At 73.9% G+C, this 12,891-nt stretch carries 1 protein-coding gene; it reads right to left on the reverse strand.

Features of this window, described 5'->3' with window-relative positions; genetic code table 11:
* Positions 1 to 12,873 (reverse strand): SDR family NAD(P)-dependent oxidoreductase (locus ACTWQE_RS22090; protein ID WP_443330755.1); only part of this gene is annotated, 12,873 nt, incomplete at its 3' end.
* Between the last annotated feature and the right edge of the window lie 18 nt (positions 12,874 to 12,891).

Consider the following 12,891-nt stretch of genomic DNA (forward strand, 5'->3'; position numbering starts at 1 on the left):
ATCGCTCACATCGCACGCCTCGACGACGACCTCCGCGCCGTACTCCGCAAGCTCGACCACCAGTTCCTCAACACCCTCGGCAGCCGGACCACGGCGGCTGACCAGCAACAGACTCCGCACCCCGTGCCGGGCCGCCAAGTGGCGTGCCACCGTGCGCCCCAAGCCACCGGTACCACCCGTGATCAAGACCGTGCCGGAGGTGTCCCAGGCCGTCCCCCGCTGTGACTGCGCCCGGGCCAGCCGGACCGCCAGCACCTCGTTCCCGCGTACCAACAGTTCAGGCTCATCGGCCGCGAGCCCCTGCGGCAGCACCGTCACATCGGCGTCACCCTCCAGATCCACCAGGCCGAAGCGGCCCGGGTTCTCCGACTGCGCCGACCGCACCAGACCCCGGACAGCGGCGCCCGCGAGATCCCCGCCCGCGCTCGCACCACGCGTCACGAACACCAGACGCGTGGCAGCGAACCGGTCGTCGGCCAGCCACGACTGCACCATCTCCAACGCCCAGGCGGCCGCGGCGTGTACGGACTCCACCGTTCCGGCGGTGCCGACGGGCGGCGCGACCAGGACGGCACCGGGGGCGGCTTCCTGCTTCAGGGGCTCCAGATCCGCGTACGTCCGCAACGGCTCGCCATCCGGACCGGTGCCGAGTGCGACGCGCTCGTCCGTGAGCGGGACGGGGGCCAAGTCGACCTTGAAGAGGGCGTCACGGTGGGCGGTCTGCAACTCCCCGGCCGAGAGCGGACGTACCACCAGCGACTCCACCGAGGCGACCGGCGCACCGGACGAGTCCGCGATCGCGACCGACATTCCGCTGCCCGCGTCGCGGATACGGACGCGGAGGTGCGAGGCGCCGGAGGCGTGCAGGGACACTCCGGTCCACGAGAACGGGATTCCGCCCGCTCCCCCGCCACCCAATGCCGCCGCGTGCAGTGCGGCGTCGAAGAGCGCGGGGTGCAGACCGTAGGCGTCGCCGTCGGTGCCCTCGGTGAGCCCGACCTCGGCGTAGATGTCCTCGCCGAGCTTCCAGGCCGCCCGCAGGCCCTGGAACGCCGGGCCGTACGTGAGCCCGGCATCCGCGAGTGTGTCGTAGCAGCCTGCCGCGTCGAGGGGTTCGGCGCCCTTCGGAGGCCATACGGCGGCATCGAAGGAGGCCACCTCGGCCCCCGTGGTCACCGCGCCGCCGGCGTGCAGCGTCCACGGGCCCTCGCCCTCGCGCGCATGCACCGACGCCGAGCGGCGACCCGAACCGTCCGCCTCCCCCAGCCACACCTGCACCTGTACGCCACCACCCGACGCGGGCAGCACCAGCGGCGCGACGATCGTCAGCTCCTCCAACCGATCGCAGCCGACCTCGTCGGCCGCCCGCAGCACCAGCTCCACCAGCGCCGTCCCCGGCACCAGCACGGACCCCAGCACCACATGGTCCGCCAGCCACGGATGCGAGGACACCGACAGCCGCCCGGTGAACAACAGCCCACCCGAACCCGCCAGTTCCACCGCCGCGCCCAGCAAGGGATGCCCCGGAGAACCCAGGCCCGCGAACCGCACATCACCGGACCGCGCCACACCGCCCGACGGCCAGTACCGCTCGTGCTGGAACGCGTACGTCGGCAGGTCCACCCACCGCGCACCCGTACCGGCGAACAGCGCCGCCCAATCCACGCTCGTGCCCCGGACGTACAGCTGCGCCAGGGCACCCAGCAGCGCCGTCTCCTCGGGCCGGTCCTTGCGCAGTACGGGAGCGAGCACGGCCTCCTCCGGTGCCGACTCCCGGGCCATCGCCGACAGCACACCATCCGGCCCGAGCTCCAGGAACCGCGTCACCCCCTCCGCCTGCAAAGCCCGCACCCCGTCCGCGAAACGCACCGCCTCGCGGACGTGGCGGACCCAGTAGTCGGCGGAGGCGAGCTGTCCGGGCTCGGCGATCCGGCCCGTCAGGTTCGACACCACCGGGGTCGTCGGCGGGCCGAAGGACAGCCGCGCCACCACCGCGCGGAATTCCTCCAGCATCGGTTCCATCAGGGGCGAGTGGAAGGCGTGTGAGACCCGCAGCCTGCTGGTCTTGCGCCCCTCCCCCTCGAAGTGCGCCGCGACGGCGAGCACCGCGTCCTCGGCGCCGGAGACCACGACCGACGACGGACCGTTGACCGCCGCGACCGACACCCCCTGCCCCAAGAGCGGCAGCACCTCCTCCTCGGCGGCTTGGATCGCCATCATCGCCCCACCGGCGGGGAGTTGCTGCATCAGGCGGCCACGGGCCGCCACCAGCGCGCACCCGTCCGCCAGCGACAGCACACCCGCCACATGGGCCGCGGCCACCTCGCCGATCGAGTGCCCCGCCACGAAGTCCGCGCGCACGCCCCACGATTCCAGCAGGCGGAACAGGGCCACCTCGATGGCGAACAGCCCGGCCTGGGCGTACGCGGTCTGATTCAGCAGCTCCGCGTCCTCACCCCAGACGACGTCCCGCAGCGGGCGGTCCAGGTGCTCGTCGAGCCCGGCGCACACCGCGTCGAACGCCTCCGCGAAAACCGGGTGGCGGCCGTACAACTCCCGCCCCATGCCGAGCCGCTGCGCGCCCTGGCCCGAGAACAGGAACGCCGACCTCCCCGCGGTGACCGGGCCCTCGGCCACGCCCGCGTCGGCCTCGCCGACCGCCAGGGCCGACAGGGCACGTACCAGGTCCTCCCGGTCCTCGCCCCAGACCACCGCGCGGTGGGCGAAGCTCGACCGGCCCGTCGCCAGTGAGTAGCCGATGTCCCGCGCCGGCAGGTCCTCCCGGCCCACCACCAGGGGCAGCAGGCGCGCCGCCTGGCCGCGCAGCGCGGCCTCGTTCCTGCCGGAGAGCACCCACGGCAGCGAGCCGGGCCCGGTCGCCGGGGCGTCCGCCCCGGCCTCGGCCGCGAGCGGCTCGGGCTGTTCCAGGATCACATGCGCGTTCGTACCACTGACGCCGAAGGAGGAGACACCCGCGCGGCGCGGCCCGTCACCCTCCGGCCACCGGGCCGGGGACGTCAGCAGCTCGACGGCACCGGCACTCCAGTCCACATGCGACGACGGAGCATCGACGTGCAGCGTCCGCGGAAGGACGCCGTGGCGCATCGCCAGCACCATCTTGATCACACCCGCGACGCCCGAAGCCGCCTGCGCATGACCGATGTTGGACTTCACCGAACCCAGCAGCAACGGCCGGTCCTCCGGCCGGTCCTGACCGTACGTGGCCAGCAACGCCTGGGCCTCGATCGGATCGCCCAGCGTCGTACCCGTACCGTGCGCCTCCACCGCGTCCACCTCAGCGGTGGACAGACCGGCGCTCGCCAGTGCCTGACGGATCACCCGCTGCTGCGACGGGCCGTTCGGCGCCGTCAGGCCGTTGGACGCGCCGTCCTGGTTCACGGCCGAGCCGCGTACGACAGCGAGCACCTGGTGGCCGTTGCGGCGCGCATCCGACAGGCGCTCCAGCACGAGCATGCCCACGCCCTCGCCCCAGCCGACGCCGTCGGCCGCGTCGGCGAACGCCTTGCACCGGCCGTCAGCCGACAGCCCCCGCTGCCGCGAGAACTCCACGAACGTCGTCGGGGTCGACATCACGGTCACACCGCCGGCGACCGCAAGGGAGCATTCGCCGGAGCGCAGCGCCTGCGCCGCCCAGTGCAGGGCGACCAGCGACGACGAGCACGCCGTGTCCACGGTCACGGCGGGGCCTTCGAAGCCGAAGGTGTAGGAGACCCGGCCGGAGGCGATGCTGGCCGCGCTGCCGTTGCTGCGGTAGCCCTCGTACTGGTCGCCGACGAGGATGTCGCCGTAGTCGGTGTACATCACGCCCGCGAAGACGCCCGTCCGGCTGCCGCGCAGCGACACCGGGTCGATCCCCGCCCGCTCGATCGCCTCCCAGGTCGTCTCCAGCAGGAGCCGCTGCTGGGCGTCCGTCGACAGCGCCTCGCGCGGGCTCATGCCGAAGAACTCCGGGTCGAAGTCCGCCGCCTCGTGGAGGAATCCGCCGGTGCGGGTGTAGGAGGTGCCGAGCACCTCGGGGTCGGGGTTGTAGAGGGTCTCCACGTCCCAGCCGCGGTCGGCGGGGAAGTCGGACACCGCGTCCACGCCGTCCGACACCAGCCGCCACAGGTCCTCGGGAGAGGCGACACCGCCCGGGTAGCGGCAGCTCATCCCGACGATCACCACCGGGTCCTCGGCTGCCCCCGCCCCCGTCGGCACCGGCGCCCGGGCCGGCAGCGCGGCCTCGGCCTCGGCGCCGAACAGCTCGTCCAGCAGGAAGCCGACGAGCGCGTCGGCCGTGGGGTAATCGAAGACGGCCGTGGCCGAAAGGCGCAGGCCGGTCGCGCTGTTGAGGCGGTTGCGGAGTTCGACGGCCGTCAGGGAGTCGAAGCCGAGGTCCTGGAAGACGCGGGTCGGGTTGATCGTCTCCGGGCTCGCGTGGCCCAGGACCACCGCGATCTGGGCGCGTACCAGGTCCAGGAGCACCTCGCGCCGCTCAACCGTGCCCAGTCCGCTCAGGCGTCCCACCAGACCGGCTACCGCGGCCGAGCCGCCGACCGCCGAGCGCCGGGCGCGGGTCCGGATCAGCCCGCGCAGCAGCGGGGGCACCTCTCCCTGCTCCCGCAGTGCCGCCAGGTCGAAGCGGACGGGGAGCAGGTGGGCGTCGTCGGCGGCCAGCGCGGCGTCGAAGAGGGCCATGCCCTGTGCGGGGGTGAGTTCGGGCATGCCCTGGCGGGCGATGCGCTGGAGGTCGGCGTCCGACAGGGTGCCGGTCATGCCGCCGTCCTGGGACCAGGGGCCCCACGCCAGCGACGTCGCAGGCAGGCCCGCCGCATGGCGGTGGTGCGCCAGGGCGTCCAGGAAGGTGTTGCCCGCCGCGTAGTTGGCCTGGCCGGGACTGCCGAGGGTGCCCGCCACGGACGAGAAGACCACGAAAGCGTCCAGATCGAGACCCTTCGTCGCCTCATGGAGGTTCCAGGCCGCGTCCACCTTCGGACGCAGTACGGCCGCGAGCCGCTCCGGAGTCAGCGATCCGATCACTCCGTCGTCCAGGACACCGGCCGTATGCACGACGGCGCCGATCCGGTGCCGGGAGATCAGATCGTCCACGGCGGCGCGGTCGGTCACGTCGCATGCCTCTACGGCGGCCTCGGCGCCGCTCCCGCGGAGCTCCGCGACCAGCTCTTCGACGCCCTCGGCCGCCGGGCCGCGGCGGCTGACCAGGAGCAGGTTCCGCACGCCGTGTTCGGCCGCCAGGTGGCGTGCCAGCACGCGCCCGAGGCCGCCGGTGCCACCGGTGATCAGGACCGTTCCTTCGGTGTCCCAGGCGATGGCGCGCTGTGCTTGCGCCCGGGCCAGCCGCGCCGCCAGCACCTCGCTGCCGCGCACCAGCAGTTGGGGCTCGTCCGAGGCCAAGGCCCGGGGCAGGATCGCCGCTTCGGCGTCGGTGATTCCGGTAGTTCCGGTGGTTCCGGTGGTTCCGGGGATTTCAGCAGTTTCAGTGATTTCGGCGGTTTCGGTTTCAGGGGCCTCGGGGTCGAGTTCCATCAGGCCGAAGCGGTCCGGGTTCTCCGACTGGGCGGACCGGACCAGGCCCCAGATGGCGGCGCCCGCGAGATTCGCGCCCGAGACCGCGCCGCGCGTGACGAACACCAGGCGCGAGGCGGCGAACCGGTCGTCGGCCAGCCACGCCTGAGCCAGTTCCAGCGCCCGGGCCGCCGTGGTGTGCGCCGACTCCACGACGTCACCGGAGCCGGGCGTCACGGGCACCAGCACCGCGTCCGGCACCCGGCCCGCCCCGGCCAGGGCCGCCAGATCCGTGAAGCGGTCGGCGGGGTCCGTAAGGCGGATGGAGAAAGCGGGGTCGAGGGAGCCGATCGCGGCCACGGACGGGGCGGACCCGGCCGGAGGCAGGCGTACGGGATTCCATTGCAGGCGGAACAGCGCGTCTCTGCCGACCGGGCTCGCGCCGCCTTCCAGCCGGTCGGCAGAGACCCCCCGCAGGACGAGGGTGCCGATGGAGGCGACGGGTTCGCCCGCGGTGTCGGCGACGTCCACGGACACCGTGTCGCCGCTGTGCCGGGTGACCTTGACCCGTATCGCCGAGGCGCCGGAGGCGTGCAGCGAGACGCCTTCCCAGGAGAAGGGCACGACTCCCTGGTCGATTCCGTTGAAGGTGACGACGTGCAGGGCCGCGTCGAGCAGCGCCGGGTGCAGTCCGTAGGCGGGCGCGTCGGCTTCGGCCTCGGCGGATAGGGCGACCTCGGCGAACACCTCATCGCCCCGGCGCCATGCGGCGCGCAGGCCCTGGAAGTGCGGGCCGTAGTCGAAGCCGCGGTCGGCCAGGCGCGGGTAGAGGTCGGTCAGGTCGACGGGTTCGGCGTCGGCGGGCGGCCAGGATCCGGCGGAGACGTCGTGGTCGGTTCCGGCCGTCTGCTGCCCGGTGGCCAGGACGCCGGTGGCGTGCTGCGTCCACAGGCGGTCGCCGTCGCCCTCCGGCCGGGAGCGTGCGCTCAGGGTGCGGCGGCCCGACTCGTCGGCGGGGCCCACGCGTAGCTGGAGGTGCACGCCGCCGTGCTCGGGCAGGACGAGCGGGGCGGCCAGGGTCAGTTCGTCGACGCGGTCGCAGCCCACCTCGTCGGCGGCGCGGATCGCGAGTTCGACGAATGCCGTGCCCGGCAGCAGGACCGAGCCCATGACGACGTGCCCGGCCAGCCAGGGGTGGGAGGCGAGCGACAGGCGCGTGGTGAACAGCACGCCGTCGCCGTCGGGCAGTTCCACGGCGGTACTCAGCAGCGGGTGCCCGGCCGCTTCGAGGCCGACGGCCCCGATGTCGCCGGTGCGGGTGTGGTCGGGGGTCGGCCAGAACCGCTGGTGCTGGAAGGCGTACGTCGGCAGCTCGATGGCGCGTGCGTCCGTACGGGCGAGGTACGCGGTCCAGTCGATCTCGGCGCCGCACACGTGCAGTTGTGTCAGGGCCGCGAGGAGGGTCGCCTGCTCCGGGCGGTCCTTGCGCAGGGCGGGGACGAGAACGGTCTCCTCGGGAGCGCTCCGGTCGGCGGAGTCCCCGTCCGGCAGCGACTCGCGCGCCATGGCCGAGAGCGTGCCGTCGGGCCCCAGCTCCAGGAAGCGCGTCACGCCCTGCGCGCGCAGGGCGCGGATCCCGTCGGCGAACCGGACCGCGGTGCGGACGTGGGTCACCCAGTACTCGGGGGTGCGCAGCTGGTCCCGGGGGGCGAGTTCGCCGGTGACGTTCGATACGACGGCCAGCTCCGGTTCGCCGTAGGACAGGCCCTCGGCGACGGCGCGGAAGTCGGCCAGCATCGGGTCCATCAGGGGCGAGTGGAAGGCGTGCGAGACCCGCAGCCGGGTGGTCTTGCGGCCCTCGGCTGCGAAGCGTGCGGCGAGCGCGAGGACGGTGGCCTCGGCGCCGGAAACCACCGTGGCCTCGGGGCCGTTGACGGCGGCGATCGCGATGTCCTCGGTCAGGTGCGCAAGCACCTCCTCCTCGGTGGCCTGGATCGCCGCCATCGCGCCGCCGGCGGGCAGGGCCTGCATCAGCCGTCCGCGTGCCGCCACCAGCGCGCAGGCGTCGGCCAGCGAGAACACCCCGGCGACATGCGCGGCGGCGATCTCGCCGACGGAGTGTCCGGCCACGTACTGCGGCCGTACGCCCCAGGACTCCACGAGCCGGAACAGGGCCACCTCGATGGCGAACAGCCCGGCCTGGGCGTAGGCCGTCTCGTTCAGCAGTTCCGCGTCCTCGCCCCAGAGGACGTCCCGCAGGGCGCGGTCCAGGCGCTCGTCCAGGGCGGCGCAGACCGCGTCGAACGCCTCCGCGAAGACCGGGTGGCGGGCGTACAACTCCCGGCCCATGCCGATGCGTTGCGATCCCTGGCCGGAGAAGAGGACGGCGTCCCGGCCGGTGTGGGCCGTGCCGGTGTCCACGGCGGGGTCGGCCTCGCCCGCGGCCAGGGCGGTCAGGGTGCGCAGCGCGGCGTCGTGGTCGTCGGCGCGGACGGCCGCTCGGTGCGCGAAGGCCGTGCGGCGGGTCGCCAGGGTGTACGCGGCATCCCTGAGGCGGGGTGCCGGCTCGCGGTCGAGGTGGTCGCGCAGCCGGGCCGCCTGGGCGCGCAGGGCGCTCTCGCTCTTGGCGGACAGCAGCAGCGGCATGGTCGCGTCGGGGGCGGCGGGCTTGCCGTCGGAGACGGTGACCGGCACGTCGGAGGCGGTGACCGGCACGTGGGGGACGGTGTCCGGCACGTCGTTCTCCGCGGTCGCGGGCAGTTCCAGGACCACGTGGGCGTTGGTGCCGCTGATGCCGAACGCGGAGACGGCGGCTCGTCGCGGGTGGCGGGTCTCGGGCCAGTCCGTGCGCTCGGTGAGCAGTTCGACCGCGCCCGCGGTCCAGTCGACGTGGGCGGTGGGCTCGTCGACGTGCAGGGTGCGCGGCAGCACGCCGTGCCGCATCGCCAGCACCATCTTCATCACGCCCGCCACACCGGCGGCGGCCTGGGTGTGCCCGAGGTTGGACTTCACCGCGCCCAGCAGCAACGGCCTCTCCGGCGGGCGCTCCTGGCCGTAGGTGGCCAACAGCGCCTGGGCCTCGATGGGGTCGCCGAGCGTGGTGCCGGTGCCGTGTGCCTCCACGGCGTCGACCTCGGAGGCGGCCACCTGGGCGTTCGCCAGGGCCTGCCGGATCACCCGCTGCTGGGACGGGCCGCTGGGTGCGCTCAGCCCGTTGGACGCGCCGTCCTGGTTGACGGCCGAGCCCTTCACCACGGCGAGTACGGGGTGGCCGTTGCGGACGGCGTCGGAGAGCCGTTCCACCAGCAGCAGGCCGACGCCCTCGCTCCAGCCGGTGCCGTCGGCGGCCGCCGCGAACGGCTTGCAGCGGCCGTCGGGGGCCAGCCCGCGCTGCCGGGCGAACTCCACGAAGAAGGATGGGGTGGACATCACCGTCACACCGCCCGCGACCGCGAGGGAGCACTCGCCCTGGCGCAGCGCCTGGGCCGCCATGTGCAGTGCCACCAGCGAGGAGGAGCACGCCGTGTCCACCGTGACGGCCGGTCCTTCGAAGCCGAAGGTGTAGGAGACCCGGCCGGAGACCACGCTCATCGCGTTGCCGGTGAGCCGGTGGCCGCCGACCTCGTCCTGTGCCGTGTCCAGGACCGTGCTGTAGTCCTGGGTGTTGGTGCCGGCGAACACGCCGGTGGCGCTGCCCCGCAGGGACTCGGGGTCGATACCCGCCTGTTCGAGGACTTCAAAGGTGGTTTCCAGGAGCAGCCGCTGCTGCGGGTCCATGGCGAGGGCCTCGCGCGGCGAGATGCCGAAGAAGTCCGCGTCGAAGTCGGCGGCGCCGTCCAGGAAGCCGCCGTCGCGGGCGTAGCTGGTGCCCTGGTGGTCGGGGTCGGGGTGGTAGAGCCGGTCCAGGTCCCAGCCCCGGTCGGCGGGCATGGGGGTGATGGCGTCACCGCCCTCGGCCAGCAACCGCCACAGGGCGTCAGGTGAGTTCACGCCGCCGGGGAAGCGGCAGGCCATGCCGACGATCGCCACCGGTTCGTCGAGGGCGGTGGCCGACGCCCGCACGACCGTGGCGGGCCCCGCGGCGCCCAGGACTTCGGAGCGCAGGTACGCGGCGACCGCGACGGAGGTGGGGTGGTCGAACAGCAGGGTGGCGGGCAGCCGCCGGCCCGCCGCGGCGGAGAGCCGGTTGCGCAGCTCGACGGCCATCAGCGAGTCGAATCCCTGCTCACGGAAGGCGCGTTGGGCATCGACGGTATCCGGTGAGGGGTGTCCGAGCACCTTCGCGGCCTCTTCCCTGACCATGGTCAGGAACGCCTGTTCCTGTTCGGCGGGCGGCAGTGCGCCGATCCGGTCGCGCAGGAGGGAGCGTTCCCGGCGCGGTCCGTCGGCGGGGCCGAGTGCGCGGCGGACCTCGGGCAGGTCGCCGATGAGGGGGCTGGGACGGACGGCGGTCAGGGCGGGGGCGTAGGCGCTCCAGTCGATGTCGGCCACGGTCACGTGCGTCATGCCCTGGGCGAGGGCCTGGCGCAGGGCGGCGAGCGCGGGGGCCGCGGCCAGGGGCAGCAGTCCGTCGCGGCTCATCCGGTCGGCGGCGTCGCTGTCGGTGGCCATGCCGTGGCCCGCCCAGGGGCCCCAGGCCACCGAGGTGGCCGGGAGCCCTTGCCGGTGGCGCTGTTCGGCGAGGGCGTCGAGGTAGGCGTTCGCTGCGGCGTAGTTGGCCTGTCCGGCGTTGCCCAGGACGCCGACGATCGAGGAGAACAGCACGAAGTGGTCCAGGTCCAGGTCCCGGGTGAGTTCGTGCAGGTTCTGTGCGGCGGTGGCCTTGGGGCGCAGTACGGTCTCGAAGCGCTCGGGGGTGAGTGCGTCCAGTACGCCGTCGTCCAGCACGCCTGCTGCGTGGACGACGCCGGTCAGGGGCAGGTGTGCGGGGATGTCGGCGAGGACGGCGGCCAGGGCGTCGCGGTCGGCGGCGTCGCAGGCAGCGACGGTGACGCCGAGGCCCCGCTCGGTGAGCGCGGCCGCGAGTTCCGGTGCGCCGGGGGCCTCCAGGCCGCGGCGGCCGGTGAGTACGAGGTGCTCGGCTCCGGCGTCGGCCAGCCAGTGGGCGACGTGGGCGCCGAGGGCACCGGTGCCGCCGGTGACCAGGACGGTGCCGCGGGCCCGCCACTGGGCGCCGGTGTCGCCGCCGGGTGTGATCCGTTCCAGGCGGCGGGCGAAGACTCCCGCCGGGCGGATCGCGACCTGGTCCTCCTCGGAGGCGAGGGTGCGAAGCAGCGCGGGTACGGCCCGTGCGTCCAGGTTCTCGGGGAGGTCGACGAGGCCGCCCCAGCTCTGCGGGGACTCCAGGGCGATCACGCGCCCAAGGCCCCACAGCTGGGCCTGTACGGGGTTGGTGAGGGGGTCGCGCCGGTCGACGGCGACGGCGCCGCGGGTCACGCACCACAGGGGTGCCCGGATGCCCGAGGTCTCCAGGGTGTGCAGCAGCGCGGTGGTGGCGGCGACGCCGCGCGGTACGGAGGGCAGGTGCGGGTGCGGTCGCTCGTCGAGGGCCAGGAGGCAGAGCACGCCGTCGACGGGGGTGTCGGGGCGGGCGAGGGGTTCGGCGGATTCGGCGGATTCGTCGATGTCCGGCAGTACGTGGATGTCGGTGTGCAGGCCCTGGTCGCGCAGGGCGTCCAGGAGGCGGATGGTCCAGGGGTCGTCGGTGGCGGTGCCGGGCAGTACGACGAGCCAGTGGCCGGTGGCGGCGGGACCGCCGGGGGTGGTGCAGGGGGTCCAGTGGGTGCGGTAGCTCCAGCGGTCGGCGGCGGCCTGGGTTCTGCGCTGCTTGCGCCAGGAGGAGAGGGTGGGCAGGAGGCTGCCAAGCGAGTCGGCCTCGCTGCCGTCGATGGCCAGGACGGCCGTCAGCTCTTCGAGGTCCTCGCGTTCGACGGCTTCCCAGAATCCTGCCTCGCCCGCTTCGGCGGCGGCCGGTTCCCGGCCCTCCGTATCGGCCGGGTCCAGCCAGTACCACTGGCGTTGGAAGGCGTAGGTGGGCAGGTCGGCGCGGGTGGTGCCGGGCGTGCCGAGGCAGGCGGACCAGTCGACGCGGGTGCCGTGCGCGAAGGCGGTGGCGACGGCCTCGGTGAGGGCGGGTGCTTCGGGGCGGCCGGTTCGCAGGAGAGATACCAGAACAGGGGGGACAGCGGGGACAAGGGGGACAGAGGCGGCGGGCTCTTCGAGGGTGGTCAGGGAGTCCTGGACCATGGGCGTGAGCACGCCGCCGGGGCCGATCTCCACGAACGTGGTGACGCCCTCGGCTTCGAGCGTACGCACGGCGGCGCAGAAGCGGACGGCTTCGCGGACCTGTCCGACCCAGTAGTCGGGCGAGCGCAGTTCCTCTTCGGTGGCGAGGGCGCCGGTGACCGTGGAGACCACGGGGATGCGGGGGGCGTGGAAGTCCAGGTCGCGGGCGACGCGCCGGAAGTCCTCCAGCATGCCGTCCATGTGCGGGGAGTGGAAGGCGTGGCTGACGCGCAGCCGCTTGGTGCGGCGTCCCTGTGCCTCCCAGTGGGCGGCGATCTCGGTGACGGTCTCCCGGTCACCCGAAATGACCGTGGAGTCGGGCCCGTTGACCGCGGCGAGGGCGGCGTACTCCTCGTGGCCCGCGAGGGAGGCGCGGATCTCCTCCTCGGTGGCCTGGATGGCGACCATGGCGCCGCCTTCGGGGAGCGCCTGCATGAGGGTGCCGCGCGCGGCGACCAGGCGTGCGGCGTCCTCGAGGGTCAGGACGCCGGAGACGTGGGCCGCGGTGAGCTCGCCGATGGAGTGGCCCGCGACGAACTGCGGTGTCACGCCCCAGGATTCGACGAGCCGGAACAGGGCGGTCTCCAGTGCGAAGAGCGCGGCCTGGGTGTAGGCGGTCCGGTCGAGCAGGGCGGCCTCCGCGGTGCCTTCCCCCGCGAAGACGATGTCGCGCAGCGGCCGGTCCAGGTGCCGGTCGAGCTCGGCGCACACCGCGTCGAAGGTCTTGGCGAACTCGGGGTGGGCGGCGTGAAGTTCGCGTCCCATGCCAAGGCGCTGGGAGCCCTGCCCGGTGAAGAGGAACGCGGTGGCGGCCTTGGCGGCGGCGCCGCTGACCAGGCCGGTGGCGGTGCGGTCCGCCGCGAGGGCGTCCAGGCCGCGCAGGAAGGCCTCCCGGTCGCCCGCGACGACGACGGCGCGGTGCTCCATCAGGGCCCGGGTGTCCGCGAGGGCGTGGGCGACGGCGGCCGGTTCGAGGTCGGCGCGGTCCCGTATGTGGCGGCCGAGGCGTTCGGCCTGGGCGCGCAGGGCCTCGGGGGTGCGCGCGGACAGGATCCAGGGCAGCGCGTCGGGCCGGGCGGC

Source organism: Streptomyces sp. 8N706 (genome assembly GCF_052245415.1).
Classification (GTDB): domain Bacteria; phylum Actinomycetota; class Actinomycetes; order Streptomycetales; family Streptomycetaceae; genus Streptomyces.